At 49.5% G+C, this 19,189-nt stretch carries 16 protein-coding genes; 3 read left to right on the top strand and 13 right to left on the bottom strand.

The features are described from left to right. Positions 1 to 34: 34 nt before the first annotated feature. Complete coding sequence (gene trpB / locus B7991_RS02880; protein WP_088629515.1) at positions 35 to 1,309, bottom strand: tryptophan synthase subunit beta; 1,275 nt, start codon at positions 1,307 to 1,309, stop codon at positions 35 to 37. Between the two features lie 594 nt (positions 1,310 to 1,903). Here trpB and B7991_RS15065 point away from each other — a divergent pair. Beyond that, positions 1,904 to 3,271: a hypothetical protein gene (locus B7991_RS15065; RefSeq protein WP_235002800.1), complete on the top strand. Its 1,368-nt coding sequence runs from the start codon at positions 1,904 to 1,906 to the stop codon at positions 3,269 to 3,271. An 89-nt stretch (positions 3,272 to 3,360) separates the two neighbouring features. On the opposite strand, the gene B7991_RS02890 is transcribed toward B7991_RS15065, so the two are convergent. Continuing rightward, complete coding sequence (locus B7991_RS02890) at positions 3,361 to 4,515, bottom strand: DHH family phosphoesterase (protein WP_235002799.1); 1,155 nt, start codon at positions 4,513 to 4,515, stop codon at positions 3,361 to 3,363. 429 nt (positions 4,516 to 4,944) lie between these two features. Here B7991_RS02890 and B7991_RS02895 point away from each other — a divergent pair, with 429 nt between their 5' ends. After that, positions 4,945 to 5,991 carry an Rpn family recombination-promoting nuclease/putative transposase gene (locus tag B7991_RS02895; RefSeq protein WP_088629516.1) on the top strand — a complete coding sequence of 349 codons (1,047 nt, stop codon included), beginning with the start codon at positions 4,945 to 4,947 and terminating at the stop codon, positions 5,989 to 5,991. Positions 5,992 to 6,113: 122 nt separating this feature from the next. Here the strand turns inward: B7991_RS02895 and B7991_RS02900 are convergent, their stop codons facing one another. Then, the gene (locus tag B7991_RS02900; RefSeq protein WP_088629517.1) at positions 6,114 to 7,685 is read right to left on the bottom strand and encodes a bifunctional indole-3-glycerol phosphate synthase/phosphoribosylanthranilate isomerase; all 1,572 of its coding nucleotides are present in this window, start codon (positions 7,683 to 7,685) and stop codon (positions 6,114 to 6,116) included. Positions 7,686 to 7,851: 166 nt separating this feature from the next. Between B7991_RS02900 and B7991_RS02905 the strand changes: the two genes are divergently transcribed. Next, complete coding sequence (locus B7991_RS02905) at positions 7,852 to 9,621, top strand: polysaccharide lyase family 1 protein (RefSeq protein WP_088629518.1); 1,770 nt, start codon at positions 7,852 to 7,854, stop codon at positions 9,619 to 9,621. Between the two features lie 102 nt (positions 9,622 to 9,723). On the opposite strand, the gene epsC is transcribed toward B7991_RS02905, so the two are convergent. The 10 genes from epsC to B7991_RS02955 all read right to left on the bottom strand — a co-directional run bounded on the left by epsC (position 9,724) and on the right by B7991_RS02955 (position 19,003). Then, positions 9,724 to 10,686: a serine O-acetyltransferase EpsC gene (epsC, locus tag B7991_RS02910; RefSeq protein WP_073424450.1), complete on the bottom strand. Its 963-nt coding sequence runs from the start codon at positions 10,684 to 10,686 to the stop codon at positions 9,724 to 9,726. 150 nt (positions 10,687 to 10,836) lie between these two features. Next, the gene (locus B7991_RS02915; RefSeq protein WP_088629519.1) at positions 10,837 to 12,579 is read right to left on the bottom strand and encodes a cysteine desulfurase; all 1,743 of its coding nucleotides are present in this window, start codon (positions 12,577 to 12,579) and stop codon (positions 10,837 to 10,839) included. After that, positions 12,566 to 13,528, bottom strand: a complete 963-nt coding sequence (locus B7991_RS02920) for a family 2A encapsulin nanocompartment shell protein (protein WP_012820015.1) — start codon at positions 13,526 to 13,528, stop codon at positions 12,566 to 12,568. Before B7991_RS02920 ends, B7991_RS02915 begins: the two co-directional genes overlap by 14 nt. Positions 13,529 to 13,683: 155 nt before the next feature. Further along, positions 13,684 to 15,162 carry a thiazole biosynthesis adenylyltransferase ThiF gene (gene thiF, locus B7991_RS02925; protein WP_088629520.1) on the bottom strand — a complete coding sequence of 493 codons (1,479 nt, stop codon included), beginning with the start codon at positions 15,160 to 15,162 and terminating at the stop codon, positions 13,684 to 13,686. A 205-nt stretch (positions 15,163 to 15,367) separates the two neighbouring features. After that, a complete protein-coding gene (locus B7991_RS02930; protein WP_088629521.1) occupies positions 15,368 to 15,775 on the bottom strand; it encodes a Mov34/MPN/PAD-1 family protein in 408 nt (135 codons plus the stop codon). Positions 15,776 to 15,855: 80 nt separating this feature from the next. Next, positions 15,856 to 16,266: a M67 family metallopeptidase gene (locus B7991_RS02935; protein ID WP_088629522.1), complete on the bottom strand. Its 411-nt coding sequence runs from the start codon at positions 16,264 to 16,266 to the stop codon at positions 15,856 to 15,858. Positions 16,267 to 16,275: 9 nt separating this feature from the next. Next, positions 16,276 to 17,085 (bottom strand): thiazole biosynthesis adenylyltransferase ThiF, encoded by an 810-nt coding sequence (gene thiF, locus B7991_RS02940; protein WP_072828214.1) that lies wholly within the window; start codon positions 17,083 to 17,085, stop codon positions 16,276 to 16,278. Further along, positions 17,085 to 17,291, bottom strand: coding sequence for a sulfur carrier protein ThiS (gene thiS / locus B7991_RS02945; protein WP_088629523.1), 207 nt, complete (start codon positions 17,289 to 17,291; stop codon positions 17,085 to 17,087). The genes thiF (B7991_RS02940) and thiS overlap by 1 nt, the downstream gene beginning before the upstream one ends. Positions 17,292 to 17,358: 67 nt before the next feature. After that, positions 17,359 to 17,607: a sulfurtransferase TusA family protein gene (locus B7991_RS02950; protein WP_012820007.1), complete on the bottom strand. Its 249-nt coding sequence runs from the start codon at positions 17,605 to 17,607 to the stop codon at positions 17,359 to 17,361. A gap of 166 nt (positions 17,608 to 17,773) precedes the next feature. Next, positions 17,774 to 19,003 (bottom strand): O-acetylhomoserine aminocarboxypropyltransferase/cysteine synthase family protein, encoded by a 1,230-nt coding sequence (locus tag B7991_RS02955; protein ID WP_088629524.1) that lies wholly within the window; start codon positions 19,001 to 19,003, stop codon positions 17,774 to 17,776. Between the last annotated feature and the right edge of the window lie 186 nt (positions 19,004 to 19,189).

Below are 19,189 nucleotides of genomic sequence, written 5' to 3' on the forward strand. Positions count from 1 at the left end.
GTTTTGTCATGCCCGCGAAGACGGGCATCTCCTTTTATTTGTTCATTATTTCCGCGTCGTGGATGTCTTCGTTATTGTCGAGGCGCTTGAGTTCTGCCTTTAGGAATTCCTTCCACTTTTCGGGGCGGAACACCGGGCTTGTGATAAAGATGTCCTTGTCACCGCGGCCACTCATATTGATGACGAGAGCCTTGTCTTTCGGGAGTTCCTTCGCAATCTTCATAGCGGCGGCACCGGCGTGCGCACTTTCAAGCGCAAAGAGAATGCCTTCGTTACGGGCAAAGAACTTCACCGCTTCGAGAGCTTCCTTGTCGAGAATTGCCGTGAATTCCACGCGGCCAGATTCACCGAGAGCGGCGAGCTGCGGGCCAATGCCCATATAGTCGAGACCTGCCGAAATGGAGCGCGTCGGCATGGATTGACCGTCTTCGTCAATGAGGAAGCGGCTCTTGTAACCCTGCACGATGCCTTCGCGGCTTGCGTTACCCGTCATGCGGGCTGCGTTTTCGCCAACGTTCGGGCCTATGCCACCGGCTTCTGCACCAATCAAACGCACGTTTGCGTCGTTGATGAACGGCGTGAACACGCCAATGGAGTTGCTACCGCCACCCACGCAGGCGACAACCGCGGCAATGTCGATGTTGCGTTCTGCGGCCTGGCGCTTGACTTCTTCACCGATAATCGACTGGAACGTGCGAACGATATCCGGGAACGGGGCTGGGCCGAGAGCGGAACCAAGCACGTAATGAGTGTTCTTGAAATTCGTGGCCCAGTCGCGCATCGCCTCGTTCACGGCATCCTTGAGCGTGCGGCTACCGCTCGTGACCGGCACAACCTTTGCACCGTACATTTCCATGGTGGCCACGTTCGGCTGCTGACGGCGGACGTCGACTTCGCCCATGTACACGACGCATTCGAGGCCGAGCTTTGCGCAAGCGGCGGCAGTGGCGAGCCCGTGCTGACCGGCGCCTGTTTCGGCGATGATGCGGGTTTTGCCCATCTTCTTAGCGAGCAAGCACTGACCGATGGCGTTGTTGATTTTGTGGGCGCCTGTGTTGGCGAGGCCTTCCAGCTTGATGTAAATCTGAGCGCCGCCCAACAGTTCCGTTGCGGTCGGAGCGAAGTACAGCGGCGTTTCACGACCGATGTAGTCACGCTGGATGATGCGGAGTTCTTCGAGAAATTCCGGATCGTGGATGTACTTGTTGAATGCCGCTTCGAGGTCGTCGAGCGGGCGGCGGATGATTTCGGCAACGTACTTGCCGCCGAACTTGTCAAAGAAACCGTTGTTAGAAGTTGTTGAGGTCATTGTTGTTCTGTCATCCTGAGCGATGGGCGGAGCCCGAAGTCGAAGGATCTAGTTAAGGGTTAAAGTCTCTATGCCTGCTGAGGCGCTGCGAGTCCAGAAACCAAAAAAAATCGGCTTCCGGAGAGTCCCGAAAGCCTTTTACAAACACTTGATGAAATCAGCAAACCGGACTCTATTTCGTAGAGCCCCACCACCAACGGTTGAAACGGATTACTGCGTTCATCTTCATACTATAAATGTAGGAATGGAAATTTAATTTGGCAAGGGAATGGGAAAATTTTTTCGATTTTTTCTCGATATAAAAAAGGGGCTTTGGAAAATTTCACTATTTACTTATATTTACATTGACATAATTTAGAGTTCGCTCTTATTCTTGTAGTTGAAAAACGACCAAAACTTTCTAAGCAAGAGAAAAAGGGCAGACACTCACACCCTATGGTGTGGGTCGTTTGCGTTTATTTTGCTTAAGGTTTACTTGGTCGTTACCTCAACTACGATGGCGCGGACGATTCCACGCTTTTTTTGTGCGGATCGAAAACGTTTTTACGGGATGAGGTGGGCTCCATTGTTGGATTTTTTACCAATGGAGAAAAAATGAAAAGTAAACAAGTTAAATGGACTAGCCTTGTTGGCGTATTTGCCCTCGTAGGAATGTCCCTTCTTTCTGCGTGTGGTGATGACAGCGCTTCGCCGCTTGCTCCGCAGGTGAGCGGAAAGGAAAGTAGCTCCAGCAAAATTAAAAGTAGTTCTAGCGAAAAAAGAACGAGCGTTGAATCAATGTTTGAACTTGGAGCTTGTAAAAATTCAAACATTAGCGAGCGTATTTTTGTTTCTGAAGAAGTGGACTATTACACATGTTCTTATGTTGATGGTAAATATACCTGGGCTCCAGAGAAAAAAGCAAAAAGCTCAAGCAGCGTGAAATCGTCCAGCAGTATGGCAAAATCCAGTAGTTCTGCAAAATTATCGAGTAGTTCGGTAAAATCGTCAAGCAGCACTAAAGCTTATACAAATGTTTCTGATGTTTGGACAGGCAAGATGACTAAGCCATCAACAGAATTTATTGATGGAAAGTCATTCATGCTTATCTATACCGCTGAGGAATTGGCGTATTTTGCTGACCAGGTGACGAATAAGGGCGAAGAAAGACTTAATGCCAAGTTGATGCAGCATATCCGCCTTAACCCTGATAATATGGTGGATGAAAAAGGAAATTTGATTTTGCCTCAAAGTTCTTTGAATGAATGGACGCCGATTGGTGGCGGAACGGATAAAATTATGTATAAAGGAACTTTTGACGGAAATGGTTATATTGTTTCTGGCATTTATGTAAATAAGCCTGCTTATGAACGAGCTGGTTTTATTGGAACTCTTGGCGCTACGACTAAAAGCGATAGTGGACATGTAATGTTCCTTGGCATTGAAAATTCCTACATTGTTGGAGACAAATATGTTGGCGGTATTGTTGGCCGAATGAACTATGCTGAGATTCAACAGGTATTCAATCGAAAGTCTTATGTCAAAGGCTCTGATTTTGCTGGTGGTATTGTTGGTTACAAAAACTATGGATGGTTGTATTACGCCTATAATTCTGGAATGATTGTAACTCAATCTAATCGCACAGCTGGAATCGCAGGCTTTAACAATAACTCGGCTTCAACAATTAAGGTTTGTTATAATGTGGGTTTCCTGATCGCTCCGAATAACCAACGGGCTGCAGGAATTTCGAATACTACGAATTCCAATACGTATAATACTTCTGTGAATTCATTTTATCTAATCCAAGACGACCGTAAGCTGATTGCTAATGGAGCTTTGGAAAAAGAACAATATTTTATGCAAAGTGATGAATTTATTAGTACCATGAATGGCCTTGCTTTTGACAATATTTATGTTGCCGATGATGACGACATTAATGATGGTTATCCAGTGTTTAAATGGGAAAAGCCTATTATCAGATAATTGAAATACAAACGGTAAAAAATTAGGCTTCCGGCAAATCCCGGAAGCCCTTATGCTATAGTGTTGAATTTTTGAGGCAAGGGGTGGTTTTATTTTTCCTTGCCTTCGAGGTATTCCGTGATTTTTGGGACCATCAGCGACTTGCGGCTGATTTTTTCGGCGGAGAAGTAAACGCCTTCGCTGAAAAGTTCTCCGAATGCACTTTCGGCGATTTTTTTAGCGGTGGCTTCGTAATCGCCTGTAGCGTAGATGATGGTGTAGGAGCCCGATTCGATGAACGGTGTTTCGGCCGCGGTCTCCGAATCCGGATTCGGGTCGTGTCCGTCAACCTTGGCAAAGAGAATGTCGCGCTTCTTTTCTTTGGCAATTTCGGGCATCACGGCGGCGAGACGTTTAAAGAAATCCTTCTTGGTCGAATCGACATACCAGTCGTTGCTTGCGATTCCAATTTTGACGCCTTCAATTTCGTAATCCTTGTAGTCGGAGAGGAAAATTTCTTTGTCCGTCATGCCGTAGTAATCGTGCGACGCATCGTCCATTTCGCGGGAGAGCTTGGCGACGCTATCGGGGGAAAGCTTGAGCTGTTCGATGAGGCTTTTCCATGCAGACGAATCTAAAGCCGAGGATGCGACTTTGGTCAAGTTGCGCGTGTCAGAAAGGATGCCCGCCAAAAGAATCTTGGCCATGTCGTTATCGATTTTGACGTCGGCCTTTTTGTAGAGATCCCAAATGATGGTGCAGGCGGAACCGATAATTTGACGGTTCACGTAAGTGTCGGAGGTGACTTTTTCGTCAAGGTCGCCAGGAATGTGGTGGTCGATAATCTGGAGAATCTTAGCCTCTTTGACTCCTTCGACGGACTGCGCGGATTCGGCGTGGTCGGTGAGGATGAGACGCGTACCGGCTTTTACAGACGACATCTGTTCAGGAATTTTGAATCCGAATTTCTCGGCGATGTAAGCCGTTTCGCGATTGATTGGACTTACGATTTTGGCGACGGTGTTGTGCCCCAAAGCTCGCATGAGTGCAGCGTAACTCATAGCCGAAGTGACGGCATCGACATCAGGAGTCTTGTGCCCGATGACGAATGTGGTGTCGGAACCCCAGTCCAAGGCGTTGACGGTGTTTTTGAATTCTTCTCCTTCGTTGTTTGAGTCGGAAGAAGTGCTGTCGCCGCAAGCGCAGAAAAGAGCGCCCGAGAGACAGATGGATATGATGTTGTTGAAAAGAGTTTGTTTGTTCATGCCGCAGAAAATAGCTTTTTTCGCTTTTTGCGGGATTTTGTAAATTTTTATTTTTTTTTGCGGTTGCAGAGGCGCTGCAAAATGAAGATGCAAAAAATAGGCTTCCGGCACATTCCGGAAGCCATTTTATCAAACACTTGATGAAACCAGTGAATCCGTTCCGTTTTACGGGAACCCCTCCCGCAAGCGGTCTGAGTGGATTACCGATTTCACCTTTACGTATATCAATATATAATGTAAGTCGTTGATTGTCAATAGGTTACGATAACTTTTTTGTAAAAATTTAATAAGAAAATGGGCGGGTATAGAAAATGCCTATCTTGTGCATGAAAAATTTTACGAAAAAAATGGTGGATGATTTTTTGAAAAACGCGTGTTAATAAGATAGGGGCGTGTGCAAATTGCTCCAACACGTAAATAGGGGATCAAATGGACGTTCAAAATAAAAAATGTGCAGACCCGATTCTTGAAAAGCTTGGACTCGGGCGTTTTTACCATGGAGATAAACCGCTAGTTTGGATTGCTGATTCTCCGAAGTCGAATAAACTTCACGAAGATGTTGCCTCGTATAATGCCGAAGAAGGCAATCTCTCAAAATATTTTGTCAAAGAAGGTGAATTTGGACCTTACGCAAGTCTCTTGTACGACAAGACTTTTAAGAAAACGTTTTCTCCGGATACGCATCGCGGAAAACGCAATTTGCTGAACTTGCTGAATGATATGCTCGAAGGGCAGATCCCGCAAAAAATCATGGATGTGGCGTCGCTCCAGCCGGAACTCAATGATTCTGGTAGCAAGGTTTCCAAATCTTCAATCCTTGATTTGCATTGTCGCGATGAGCGGGATAATCTTATTGAAATAGAGGTGCAGATTCAGCGGGAAACGAATTTTTTGAAGCGTTTGGTGTTTTATTCAAGTCAGATGATTGTGCAACAGGGTGAACCCGGTCCCGATTGGGATTACGATGTCAAGCCTGTCTATGTGATTTCTTTTGCCCGATTTCGGGTGTTCGATGATAATCGGCCACTTCACCGTGCCGGAATTCTCGATTATGTAACCGCCGAACGGCTAATTGACAGTGCCAATTTCACGATTATCGAGCTTCCGAAGGTTACGAGGATGATTCGCAAAAGTGATTCGGAGGTCGCCAAGTGGCTGTTCATTTTTCGCTATTTGGACCGCTTGAAGGAGCTTCCTCCTGCTCTGAAAACGGAAAAGTTCGAGGGCTTGCTTCCGTTTGCCGAACTAGCTAGATTTAATAAAAAAGAACTCAAAAGGTACAGGTATATTATGCACTTGAAATGGGACAGATATGCACAACAGTTGGCATTTGTAGAGGATAACCCTGATTTCGTCAAGCAAATCGAGGATAAAGCTGTTGAAAAGGCTTTAAACCTTGTTGAACGAATGCAAAAGAAGGGGGCTTCAATGGCTAAAATCCGAGCCTCTTTAGGCATTTCGACTAATTCTAAGTAGGCTCATTTTAGTCCTAGAACTATGTCAAATTCATGGATGAAAGATTTTGAAATAGAAATAGAAACAAGTAAAAAGCCTATCTTGTAGGATAGGCTTTACTTGTAATTGCGATTTCTTGAAAGTTATTTTGCGGTGAATTCCGCAAACAGCGCTTTCATCTTGTCGTGATTCTTGATGCCGGGGGCGTCTTCGATGCCGCTAGATACGTCGATGAGTTCGGGGTGGAACTTTTCGCAGATTGTGGCGACATTTTCAGGATTGATGCCGCCGGCGAGCCAGAGCGGGGCTCCGTTTGCTTTTTCGCGGAGGAGCGATTCGGGGATGGTCTTGCCGGTGCCGCCGGGGATGCCTTCGACCTTGGCGTCCAGCAAAATGCGGGGTTCGCCGTTCTTGCGGAGGTTGGCAATGTAATCGAAGTCTTCGGGGGCGCCTACGCGTGCAGCGCAGTAGTAGGGGAGGGCTGCGCTGCAAGATTCCGCGAGTGCGTCGGAATTGTGCGGATCAACGCCGTGGAACTGTACGGCATCGAGCACGCCTTCTTGGGCGAGCTTTATGGCGGTTTTGCCTTCGACGGAATTCGGGTCGGTAATCACGCCAACGAGAAGCGGAGATCCGTCATTGCGAGCTGCGCGGAGCTTGGTCGAGAATGACGTTACGAATTCTTCGGTGGTGAGTCTCTTGGTGGTGCTGAACACGAAACCGAGCATGTCGGCGCCGAGTTCGGCGGCGAGGAGACCGTCTTCTTCACGTGTGATGCCGCAGATTTTCACGAGCGGGCGGCGCGCATCTTGTGGGCGCGCATCTTGTGATGAGGCTGCGCGAGTCTCATTGTTGGCAAACTTGCGTTCGGCGAATTTCTTCCAGAACTGTCCACGGGCGTTTTCGCATCCGCTTTCGAATGCGCTGACCACGTCTTTGGCGAGCGGCGGATTCTTGGCGACGGCTTCACCGACGAGAATTCCCGTGAATCCGAGATTGCGGGCGTATGTCGCATCGGCGGCGCTCAGAATGCCCGATTCAAAAACGGCTTTGGCGGGGAGCTTGCTGCGGACGCTTGCGGGAATCAGCGGGTCTGTGTGGAATGTGGCGAGGTCGCGTGAATTGACGCCTGCGACGATCGTCTTGGCGGCTGCATCACCGAGAGCGGCTGTCACAACGGATAGCTTGCGGAAATCGTCAGCTTCGCGGACTTCGACAAAAGCCTGGATTCCGAACTTCTGTGCACGTTCGGCCATTTTGACGAGCTGTTCGTCGTCGAGGATGCGGGCGATGAGTAATACGGCATCGGCCCCGCAGCGATAAGCGATGTCAATTTCGTCTTCGAATAAAAGGAAATCTTTGCGGAGAACAGCGCAAGTGTGCAAGCCTTGCTGACGGCGGCGTTCCATCAAGTCCGCTACGGCAATCAAGTCACGGAGCGAGCCCTTGAAAAAGTTCATTTCGGTCAGCACGGAAACGGCTTGAGCGTGTGCTTCGGCGTAAGTCGTGGCGAGTTCCACCGGATTCAAGTCCGGCGCGATGTCTCCCTTGGATGGCGAAGCCCTCTTGACCTCAAGGATGGCTCCTGCATTACCCAGAAATTCAGTATGACCAACGCGACGCGCCTTGGGAATATCAATGTTGAAATTCAGTCCAAGTCTATCGATGTCTTCGCGGCGCATCCGCACGATTTTTTGCAAAATATCTTCGCTCATAATTCCTCTACGCCAATTGTAGAAAAATTTAAGGCGCATTCTAATAAAATACTGTTTTAGTAGGAGTTTTGGAGTTGTCTATAGAGGACACTTTGAGTTGTGTGGGGCTCTTTTTTGATGCGTTTTTTGGTTCGGCGGCTTAAATTTAAAGAAAAAGGGATGTTTTATGAATTATTTGTTCTCTAAATCGATTGGTGCTGTAGCAACATTTGCTGCTATGGCTGTGACTACAACTGCGGTTCCTGCGTTTGCGGTGACATCGCCTGATTTTCCGATGGCGGGTTTTGCCACGCAGAATGGCGGCACTACGGGCGGCAAGGGCTACTCCGAGGTCACGGTCGACAACGTGAATGACCTCAAGAGCTACGCCAAGGCGGGCAACAAGATTATCTACGTGAAGCCGGGGACTTACATGGGTCCGGTGGAAGTCGGTAGCAACGTGACGATTTACGGTTACCAGGGCGCCATTATCGCGCAGCCTACTTCGGGCAGTGCCATGAAACTGAGCGGTTCGAAGAACGTCATCATCCGCAACCTGAAATTCAAGGGTGTGGGCGCACACGATGACGATGACGAAGATTGCCTCCAGGTGAATCACGAATCGAAGAATGTGTGGATTGACCACGTGGATGTCTACGACGGTCACGACGGCAACTTGGATATTACCAACGCCTCGGACTTTGTGACGATTTCGTGGACCAAGTTCAGCTACACTTCGGCATCGAGTGGTCATCAGTTCAGCAACCTGATTGGCAACAGCAAGACAAAGACGAGCGACCGTGGGCACCTAAATGTTACGATTCACCATACGTGGTGGGCTGACGGCGTGGTCGAACGCATGCCGCGTGTGCGTTTTGGCAAGGTACATGTGGCGAACAACCTCTTCGACAGCAAGAATGCGAGCTATTGCGTGCGTGCAGCAGTCGAGGCTGATATCCGCATTGAAAGGAACGTGTTCATCGGCGTGCAGAAGGCGCTTGATCTCTACACGAGCGATGGTGCCATCACGGCGGCGCAGATGATCGAAAATTACGAAGAAAACGTGAAGAAACCGCAGGCCGGTACGGGCACGGCGTTCAAGCCGAGCTATTCCATGAGCCTCACCGACGTAAGCACGCAGGCGAAGGCGTATGCCCTGCGCGATTCCATTAAGCTGTATGCTGGCGCAACACTCCCTGATCCGGGAAAAACTCAGACGGTAACGCCCGCATCATCTTCTAGCGAAGCAGCGTCTAGCTCCAGCGTGGCTGTGTCTAGTTCAAGTGTTGCGGTGTCTAGCTCCAGCGTCGCAAAGTCCAGCAGCAGTGTCGCGCAGTCCAGCTCCTCGCAGGCTGTATCTAGTTCCTCGCAGGGGGAGGTTGTTTCTGGAACGGCGACGCTTACTAAGCACGGCTCGGGTAGCGCTAAGCAACAAGTCAAGCAAGGTGAATCTATCGAAGAATTTTACTTTACTGTCGCTGGCGCCACGGGTGCGACTGTTACGGGACTCCCCGATGGTATTGTGGGGACAATGAAGGGTAGTGATTTTTACATCTCAGGTACGGTCGCTCAAAATGCTGCTGTGGGGGCGTACAACTTTACCGTGACAACGACTGGAGCTACGACAAATGCAACCAAGAGCGGAACTATTACGGTTATTGGTGCAAATGGAGAGGTTGCAGAGTCTAGCTCTAGTAAAGTCGAATCAAGCTCTAGCTCGGAGCAGGGCACGACTTCGTTGGATGTCGCTACGGTTGCTTCGCATTTCAATGTTTCTGTCAACGGTCGAGTTCTTACCGTACAAGGAACAACGCAGGCGGCGTATCTCCTGGATGCCCAGGGCAGGCTGATTACAAAAGTTCAGTCCTTGGGTAGCGAAAGCTCGATAACCGTTCCTCGTGCGGGCATGTACCTCTTGCGAGTCGGTCATGAAACGCGACGCATAACTGTTCGATAATCTTATCTTAAAATAAATAGAAAACCCGTGCTCGTCCGAGTGCGGGTTTTGTCCTTTTTACTTCCTACAAACCACTTCCTACTTCCTACCGCCTACTTCCTACTAAATAATGTAGTACCACTCGTCGCTTTGCTGGAGTTCTTCGGTCTTGTGCTTGCTATTGGTGGTTGAAACGTAATCCATTTCAAGATTCTTGAGGCTGACACGAGTGTTGGCCTCGATGGATCGCGTGATGAAGGCGTTGCCGCCGATAATTGCGTTTTCGCCAACAACGGTATCTCCGCCGAGAATGGAGGCTCCTGCGTAAATAGTGACGTTGTCTTGAATGGTGGGGTGGCGCTTTTTGCCGGAGAGCTTTTGTCCGCCGCGAGTTGAAAGTGCGCCGAGCGTGACGCCTTGGTAAATCTTGACGTTCTTGCCGATGACTGCGGTTTCGCCAATCACGATGCCTGTGCCGTGATCGATAAAGAAGTATTTGCCGATGGTTGCACCCGGATGGATGTCGATGCCCGTTTTGGAATGGGCATATTCGGTCATGAGTCGCGGGAGAACCGGAACGTGCAAAAGATAAAGTTCGTGGGCGATGCGGTAAATGGTTGTCGCCATGAGGCCGGGGTAGGCGAGGATAATCTCGTCAAGGCAACCGGCAGCAGGGTCGCCGTCATAAGCGGCGTGTAAATCGGTTTCCAAGAATTCGCGAATTTGCGGAATCTTGGCGAAAAATTCCTTACAAATTCTATAGCTTTCGATTTTGCGCTCGTCCGAGGTCATGGAACCGCGCAATTTGCAGTAATCTAGCGCAATTGCCACCTGTTTGTGGAGGTGGTAGAACGTATCTTCGATAAGAACTGCAAAGCTATTTTTAGGGTTGTAAATCTTATGCGAACGATCTCTGAAGTGTCCAGGATAAACGACTCGAATCAGATTTTGCAAAATCGTCTGGATCTCGGCCTGGTCGGGTCGATTGTAAATATCGATATTGTCGATATGCTTGCCGCGATTGTAATCGTCGAAAATAATTTGTACGGCTTTTTCAACTTCAGATTCTTGGATAAGTTCGTGCATAGATTTTTGAAAAATAAGAAGTAAAGAAAAGGTATGAGGTATGGGGTCGGTCGCCTACGGCTCCCTTTGGGGTCTGGGCTATTGCTCAAAACCTCAAAGGTGAGTAGCACCGTGCTCATACCTCAGAGCATCCGTAGGATGCGAGCTAACCTACGCGAATGTCTTCAACGCTCTTACGAGGGCGTCGATGTCATCCGGTGAGTTGTACAATGCGAGAGTGGGTCGCACGGTACTTTCGTAGCCGAAATGGCGGAGAACTGGCTGAGCGCAGTGATGCCCGGTGCGCACGGCAACGCCGTATGCGTCGAGTCTCTTGCCCACTTCTTCGTCGGAATAACCGTCGAGCTTGAAGGCAAGCGCAGAAGCCTTGTTGAGTGCGGTTCCCACAAGGTGGAGACCCTTGACAGTCTTCAATTCCTTGAGGCCGTACTGCAACAGTTCATGTTCCCAGCGGAATACGCACGGCATCCCGATTTCGGAGAGGTACTGGAGAGCTGCACCAAGGCCAACAGCGTCGGCGATGCTTCCGGTACCAGCTTCGAACTTGTTCGGAATTCCGTTGTAGATGGTGCGTTCAAACGTTACGTCCGCAATCATGTTGCCGCCACCATGGTAAGGTCTTGCTGCTTCAAGCAATTCCTTCTTGCCATAGACAACGCCGATACCGGTCGGGGCAAACACCTTGTGTCCAGAGAACACGAAGAAGTCTGCGTCGAGGGCTGCAACGTTTACCGGGATGTGAGCGATGGACTGAGCGCCGTCAATGAGGATTCTCACGCCGTGTCTATGAGCAATGGCAATGAGTTCTTCAATCGGGGTCACAGTGCCGAGCACGTTCGAGACGTGCGTCACGGAAACGAACTTGGTGCGCTTCGTGAACAAAGCTTCGTAATCGTGGAGCTTGATCTGACCGGTAGAATCGCACGGAATCACCTTGATGATTGCGCCTGTTTCTTCGGCAATGAGCTGCCACGGAACGATGTTGGCGTGGTGTTCCAAAATGGAGACGATGATTTCATCACCCGGCTGGAGCGTCGGCTTCACGTAGGCATTTGCAACCAAGTTAATGGCTTCGGTCGTACCGCGTACGAAAACAACTTCCTGAGAAGACGGAGCTCCGATAAAGTCACGAACGATGTTGCGTGCATTTTCGTAGGCGTCTGTCGATGCGGCCGCGAGCGTGTGTGCGCCACGGTGAACGTTGGAGTTTTCGTTTTCGTAGTAGTACTTGAGGCGGTCAATGACTACCTGCGGGCGCTGTGTCGTTGCACCGTTATCGAGCCAAACGAGCGGATGGCCGTTGATCTGCTTCGAAAGAATCGGGAAGTCAGAACGGATCTGGGCAAGAGTCTTGGAACCGATGCGGATGGAATCGTTGCGAGAATTTGCGCCGCTGTTTGCAGAACCCGTCTTCACGGAATCGCCACCGAGAGAGGTCGGTGCATCGATCTGGCGGCTAGCTTCGGCAGCCTGCGTCTTGGACACGACCTTCGGGGAGTAACCCTGAGCCGGTGCGGGAGCTGTCGGAATATCGCTCAGCTGCGATGCAAACTGCGATTCGGGAACCGCAGGGGCTTCAACCGTGTTGAGCCAGGTGTCTGTAGAACTTCCGCCGTAGGCAAACGGAGCCGAAGATGTCGGCTGGTCGCCATAGGTCGCAAAGGGGTGTTCCCAGTCGAAGGCTGGAGTCTGGCTGATGGCTGCGGCACCCTGAGCTGCACTGACGCCCTGAGCGGCAGATGCATTCTGCGCTTCGGGAGCGGCGGGGGTTGCTGCGTATGCGCTATCCGTCAAATCCGGGAAATACGCATTTGCCAATTGCTCCAGTTCAGCCGCATTGGGAACTCCGGCGAGTTCTTCCAGCGATCTGGTTTCTGGATTATTCGTAGTCATAGTATTCGCCAACCTCGACATCTTCTAACACGGCGATAGCGTCGTCTGCGAGAATTGCGGCAGAGCAGTACAGAGACAAGAGGTAAGATGCAACGCCCTTGTTGTCGATACCGCGGAAACGCACAGAGAGGCCACGGGAGTGTTCGTTCTTGAGACCGGCCTGGAAGAGACCGATAACGCCGCGCTTGGCTTCGCCAGTACGGACGAGGAGAATGTTGGTCTTGCCACCCTGAGACTTCGGGTTCTTCACGCCATCGACAAGGAGCTTGTCGGTCGGAACGAGAGGAATGCCGCGCCAGGTGAGGAATCTGCTACCGGCGAGGTCTACAACGACAGGCGGCACGCCACGGCGGGTGCATTCACGGGCGAATGCGGCAATAGCACGCGGGTGGGCGAGGAAGAAGGACGGTTCCTTCCAAACCTTGGAGATGAGTTCGTCGAGATCGTCCGGAGTCGGGCGGCCATCGGCACGGAGCGGCTGGATGCGCTGAGAGTCAGCGATGTTTTTCAAGAGACCGTAGTCATCGTTGTTGATGAGCTGGCTTTCCTGACGTTCGCGGAGAGATTCGATAGCGAGACCGAGCTGTTCTTGAACCTGATCATACGGGGAGCTGTAAACGTCTTCGATAGCGGTGTTGACGTTGATGATCGTGGAGATGGAGTTGAGCTTGTATTCGCGCGGTTCGGTTTCGTATTCGACGTAGCCTTCCGGGATAATGTCAGACTTCTTGGTAGCGCTGCAAAGAACGTCGAGCGGTGTCTGGCCTTCGACGACCTTATTCACGCGGAAAAGACCTGTTTCGAGACCCTTGAATTCAAGGAACTTGGTGAGCCACTTGGGCGTGAGCGCGCCAAATTGCGGCTTGGTCTTGGTGACGTTCGCCAGGTTGTAAGCGGCCTTGGCGCCGAGGGCATTAATGCCCGTGTTCTTTTCTGCTTCATTTGCCATAATGGTTTACCTCTTATTGTAAGTTGTGTTTAAAACTATTTTCCTAGTATTCATGTGTGAATGTTAGAAAATAATAAGCTTATTTTGTTGTTACGAAAATCTGCCCTTGTCGAAAAATTTTTTTGACATAGCTTTTCCCTATTCAAAGCCCTACGTTATAACCAAGCGCCTTCGTGTGAGAACATGATGTCCTTCATTGCGTCGATACCGCCCTTTAAGTTGTACAGAGGACCGGTGTAGCCCGCTTCGCGCAAGGTGTTGATGGCAAGTTCGCTACGCTTGCCTTGTTTACAAATGAAAATCGTATCCTTATTTGGATCGAGTTCCTTTTGTCTGCGAACGAGCTGTCCGATAGGAATCACGATGGCGTTCGGGAATCGCAAAATCGCGCGTTCGTGCGGCTCGCGGACGTCAACAATTGTGATGTCGTCGCCGTTGTCGATGCGCTTGGCGAGTTCTTCGGGCGTGAATCCTTCCACAGGCGTTTCGTTTGTGGTCTTCAATCCGCAAAGGTCTTCGTAGTCGATATCTTCGACGTTTGTGATTGTCGGATTGTTACCGCAAATCGGGCAATGGCAATCGCGTTCGACCTTGAAAATTCTCGAAGATAAGTACAAACTATCCACGTGGAGAATTTTGCCGTTCAGGTGTTCTCCGATTCCCAAGATGAGCTTGAGCGCTTCGTTTGCCTGGATGCTGCCGATGATTCCCGGGAGCGGGCTGATGGCGCCGCCTTCTGCGCAGGAGGGGATGAGCCCTGCCGGCGGAGGGGATGGGTATTGGCAACGCAAGCATGGACCGCCATCCAAGTTGAAAACGCCTACTTGACCTTCGAACTGGTAAATCGCACCGAATACGAGTGGAATGCCGTGCAGAGCGCAAGCGTCGTTGATCAGGTAGCGAGCTTTGTAGTTGTCCGTGCAGTCAATAACGAGATCGTAGCCTTCAATTTCGGCTTCGATGTTCGATGCGTCGAGCTGTTCCTTGACGGCTTCAAAGACGATATTCTTGTTGATGTTTTTGACTTTGTCCTTTGCTGAGGCGACCTTCGGACGCTTGACGTCGCGTGTGCCGTGCAATACCTGGCTTTGCAAGTTTTCGAGCGAGACTTCGTCGAAGTCGATGGCCTTGATGGTGCCAACGCCTGCGGCGGCGAGATACTGGATCACTGGAGAGCCGAGTGCGCCAACGCCAATGACGACGACTTTTGCGGCCTTGATGCGCTTTTGGCCCTTGACGCCGATGTCTTTGAGCATCAGGTGCTTGCCGAAGCGTTCAATTTCGCTATCGTCAAAAGCGACTTCCTTGCGTCTTTCGTCAGAAATCAAGCTTTCGACGTGTGAACTTTGCGATTCTTCAATCGGTGCGCCGCCTGCGATGGCGGGCAAAAGCAAAATTTCGGAATCGTCTTCAAGTGTGGCGTCCCAGAGTGTATCGACGTTCAAATTCTTGCCGTTGAGGTAGATCTTGATGAAACTTCTGAGCTTGTTGTTTTCATCAAAAAGGACTTTTTCTCCTTCTGGATAAGTACTTATTAAATTGGCGAGAGCCTTTCTAACCGTGTTTTCGGGGACGCTGACTTGCGCATTTTTCCCGAAGAAATTCCTAAGGGTTGCTGATATATAAATTCTCACTTTTTTCTCCGTACATTAAAAAGTGGTTGTTCCGTACAAATTTTCCCACAATAGTTGTAGGATTTTTTTCGTGCTGAAATATAGAACGTAAAAACGTGTTTGTCCAATACTTAATTTTTATGCGGACTTATTGGTTTTTTCTATAACAGATGGCTGTTGGTCTGTGGTCAATAGTTTATGGTTATTAGTCATTGGTCAATAGTCATTAGTTATTACTATTGAGGGGCGGCATCGCCTTCTTGTAGCTTTTCACATCCACGACTTCGCCGTTTTGTACGGACATGATGACGTATTCGAGGCCGGGGACCATGTATTTTTCGTCTTCTTTGGAGAGAATGGCGGGGCAGTCGGGGTGTGAATGGTAAATGCCGACAATTTCAAGACCGCGCGTTTCAAGTTCTTGTTCCAAGTGGTAAAGATATAGCGGGTCTATTTTGAAGTGGACTGCTTTTTGCCCTTGAAACTGGTTCTCGGCTTCGCGAATTTCGGTCACTTCGATTTCGCTCTGTTCGGACTTTTTACCCACCAAAATGCCACAGCATTCGTTCGGATATGCTTTTTTGGCTGCTAAAACCATTTGTTCGTAAATGTTTTTACTATATTTGGCCATCATTAAAATTTCCCCTATAAAAAAGCGCCCCCGGAATCGGAATTTCAGAAGGATCCCAGGGGCGCCACTTGTACGGAGACCTTTTACCCGATCACCAAGCCTTCGTTCGTGGCGTTGTCGCCTTCGATATGGAACGAATTGAGCACCGGATTTTCACGATCCATCAGCGAAAGAATCAAGTAGCTTGCCTTGCTGTCGAAAGCGAGGCGCTTGTCTTCTTGCGACGGGCGCGACGGGGACTCGGGGTGGGAATGCCAGTTACCAAGCGGGGATAGGCCGTTTTGGCGCATATCCTTGATGGCGGCTAAGTGTTCCTTGGGGTCAAGCGAAAAGTGCTCATTGGAATGGTCTATGTTCGTGAGCAGGTAAACCTTTTCGATATGCTTGTCGTTCCCCTCAATTTTCCCAGCAATCAGGCCGCAAGCCTCTTCGGGGAGGTTCTTTTCGGCATGCTCCAGGATTTTTTGATAATCATCTTTTGAAATTGTAATCATTGAAATTCCTTAGTGCTTCATCTCGCAGACGGCTTGTTCGTAGTCGATCAGATGGTCAATCGTCGGATGGTCACCGCAGACTGCGCAATCTTTCGTATGCGTCGGGAGCTTGATCTTGCGGAATTCCATCGTGAGCGCATTGTAGGTGAGCAAGTAGCCCGTGAGCAAATTGCCGACACCGAGAATGTACTTGACGGCTTCCATGGCCTGGAGGCTACCGATCACACCGCCCATAGCGCCAATCACGCCTGCCTGCTTGCAAGTCGGCACGGCATCTTTCGGAGGGGGTTCCTTGAAGACGCAGCGGTAGCACGGACCTTGACCCGGAACGTACGTCATGAGCTGCCCCTGGAAGCGGATAATGCCCGCGTGAGAGAACGGCTTCTTGGCCATGACGCAAGCGTCGTTGATGAGGAACTTTGCCGGGAAGTTGTCGGTTCCATCAATGATAAAATCGTAATCCTTGATGAGGTCCATGATGTTTTCGCTGGTGACGAAGGTGTGGTACGTAATCACCTTGACATCCGGGTTCATCGCTTCCATCGTTTCCTTGGCGGACTGCACCTTGGGCTTACCCACGTCCTTTGTAGCGTGTATTATCTGGCGCTGCAAATTGGAAAGGTCAACGACGTCTGCATCGGCAATGCCGATGGTGCCAACGCCTGCGGCGGCGAGGTACATAGCGACAGGAGCACCGAGGCCACCTGCGCCAATGACAAGCACCTTGGCGTTCAAAAGCTTCTTCTGGCCCTTTGCACCCACTTCCTTGAGGATGATGTGGCGGGAATAGCGTTCGAGTTGTTCGTTAGTAAATGCCATTACTGACCACCTCCCATGAAGTAGAGGAATTCGACGTTGTCGCCGTCCTTGAGGGCGGTTGTTGCGAAATTGCTGTTTTCAACAAATTCATCGTTCAGGGAAACGGTCACGTATTGCGGCGTTTCGACCTTTTCTTGTTCAATGAGTTCTGCGACGGTGAGGCCGTCTTTAACTTCTTTCTTGTTTCCAGCTACGGTAATAATCATGTTTGAAATTCCTTATGGGTTGAAATTTTTTTGATTTTGTCATTCCCGCCTCCGAGCGGGAATCTCCTTAGTCCCCGACTTTTTTCACAAAGAGTGTAAAGGTTCCGTCCTGATTGTCGTTGAGCTTGAGGATTTCGTGACCTTCTTCCTTGAGGCTGCGCGGCACATTCTGCACCGGTTCGCCGTCATTCAAGCGGATGGCGAGAATTTGGCCTTCGTCAAGTTCTTCGATAGCGACCTTAGCCTTGACAAATGTAGTGGGGCATTTGACGTCGGTGACGTCGACGGTATCGTCTACTTTAATTTCTTCTGACATTTTTTATCTCCGTACTTTAATTTTGATGCTAAATATAGAACGCGTTTTTTACTTTGTCCAATACTTAATTTTTATGCTGAGTTATTGAAATTTTTTATAGGTTGCTCGCGGATTCTTCGACTACGCTGCGCTTCGCTCAGAATGACACCTTTTGGGGACTGTCCTTCTACGAAATCTGCTTGATAGCTTGTTCGAAATCTTCCTTGAGGTCGGCAATATCTTCGATGCCTACGCTGATGCGGATGGAACCTTCGAACACGCCTGCGTTTTCTTTTTGCAGTTTGGTACTGTGCGTGAAAATCGTGCTATCCGGGTGGATGACGAGCGTACGCAAGTCGCCAATGTTCGTGGCTATTGTAGCGTATTTCAAGTTGTTGATGAGCTTGAAAGCCTTTTCTTTGGAGCCTGCGTCAATCGAGATGATGGCGCCGCCCTTGCCGTTAAACTGCTTTTGGACGAGATCGTAATAGGGATTGCTCTTCAATGCGGGGTAGTTGACCTTGATGCCTTCGAAACCCTGCAAAAATTCAGCGAGTTGCAAGGCGTTATCGCAAAGGCGTTCCATGCGGAGTCCGAGAGTTTCAAGCCCGAGCGAGTTCAGGAATGCGGTAGCGGGTGCGAGACAACAACCAATATTGCGCCAGACGCCGTTGCGGAGCTTTGCGAGGTACGCAAACTTGCTAAAGCGCTTGTATTCTTCCAAGCCCTTGTATTTGGTGTAATCCCACTTGAATTTTCCGCTATCGACGATGATGCCGCTGATTGCACTGCCGTTTCCGTTGATGTACTTGGAAGAGGAATGGACAACGATATCTGCGCCAAAGTCAAAAGGATGAACAAGGTAAGGAGTTGCCGTCGTGCTGTCGACAATCAGCGGGACGCCTGCTTCGTGTGCGACATCTGCAACGCTTTGAATATCAACGACATTGAGTTTCGGGTTGCCGATAAGTTCTGTAAAAACGGCCTTGGTCTTATCGCTCAGTTGCGAACGAACGCTCTCAGCGGTAACTTCTGTGACGTAACGGGTTTTAATGCCGAATGCTTCCAAATCGTGGAACAAGTCGATCGTGCCGCCAAACAATGCCGTACTTGCAATAACTTCGTCGCCTGACTGCAATATGTTCAAGAGCGACATCGTCACGGCAGCCATGCCCGACGAGCAGGCTATAGCGCCAATGCCCTTTTCAAGAGATGCAATGCGCCTTTCGAAAGAATCTGTCGTGGGGTTTCCAATGCGCGTATATGCAAAACCCGGAGCCCTATTGTTAAAAACAGCTTCGAGTTTCTCTGCGGATTCTTGCGAAAATGCACTGACTTGATAAATAGGGGTAAGCGTAGAGCCGGTACTTCGTTCACTTTCAAAATTATGATGCAATAAAGTCGTATTAAAATCCATTCAACATTCTCCGTACATAATCCTATAAATTTTGTGGGTAAATATAGAACGCAAAAGCGTAAATGTCCAATACTAATTTTATATGGCTTTTAATAGGTATTTTCTATAGGAAAGAGGTTTTTGGTTGCTATAAAAAACTCGCTCAGCTATTGAACGAGGTACTTCTATAACTAGGATTTTGTTACT

This window comes from Fibrobacter sp. UWB3 (assembly GCF_002210405.1).
In the GTDB taxonomy this organism is placed as follows: Bacteria; Fibrobacterota; Fibrobacteria; order Fibrobacterales; family Fibrobacteraceae; genus Fibrobacter.

Excerpts from the sequence above, each read along its gene's own strand:
- B7991_RS02890 (WP_235002799.1), bottom strand. The coding sequence starts at position 4,515 with ATGAACAAACAAACTCTTTTCAACAACATCATATCCATCTGTCTCTCG.
- thiS (WP_088629523.1), bottom strand. The coding sequence starts at position 17,291 with ATGATTATTACCGTAGCTGGAAACAAGAAAGAAGTTAAAGACGGCCTC.
- B7991_RS02900 (WP_088629517.1), bottom strand. The coding sequence starts at position 7,685 with ATGAGCGAAGATATTTTGCAAAAAATCGTGCGGATGCGCCGCGAAGAC.
- B7991_RS02905 (WP_088629518.1), top strand. The coding sequence starts at position 7,852 with ATGAATTATTTGTTCTCTAAATCGATTGGTGCTGTAGCAACATTTGCT.
- thiF (WP_072828214.1), bottom strand. The coding sequence starts at position 17,085 with ATGGCATTTACTAACGAACAACTCGAACGCTATTCCCGCCACATCATC.
- trpB (WP_088629515.1), bottom strand. The coding sequence starts at position 1,309 with ATGACCTCAACAACTTCTAACAACGGTTTCTTTGACAAGTTCGGCGGC.
- B7991_RS02950 (WP_012820007.1), bottom strand. The coding sequence starts at position 17,607 with ATGTCAGAAGAAATTAAAGTAGACGATACCGTCGACGTCACCGACGTC.
- B7991_RS02915 (WP_088629519.1), bottom strand. The coding sequence starts at position 12,579 with ATGACTACGAATAATCCAGAAACCAGATCGCTGGAAGAACTCGCCGGA.
- B7991_RS02935 (WP_088629522.1), bottom strand. The coding sequence starts at position 16,266 with ATGATTACAATTTCAAAAGATGATTATCAAAAAATCCTGGAGCATGCC.
- B7991_RS15065 (WP_235002800.1), top strand. The coding sequence starts at position 1,904 with ATGAAAAGTAAACAAGTTAAATGGACTAGCCTTGTTGGCGTATTTGCC.
- B7991_RS02895 (WP_088629516.1), top strand. The coding sequence starts at position 4,945 with ATGGACGTTCAAAATAAAAAATGTGCAGACCCGATTCTTGAAAAGCTT.
- epsC (WP_073424450.1), bottom strand. The coding sequence starts at position 10,686 with ATGCACGAACTTATCCAAGAATCTGAAGTTGAAAAAGCCGTACAAATT.
- B7991_RS02930 (WP_088629521.1), bottom strand. The coding sequence starts at position 15,775 with ATGATGGCCAAATATAGTAAAAACATTTACGAACAAATGGTTTTAGCA.
- B7991_RS02955 (WP_088629524.1), bottom strand. The coding sequence starts at position 19,003 with ATGGATTTTAATACGACTTTATTGCATCATAATTTTGAAAGTGAACGA.
- B7991_RS02920 (WP_012820015.1), bottom strand. The coding sequence starts at position 13,528 with ATGGCAAATGAAGCAGAAAAGAACACGGGCATTAATGCCCTCGGCGCC.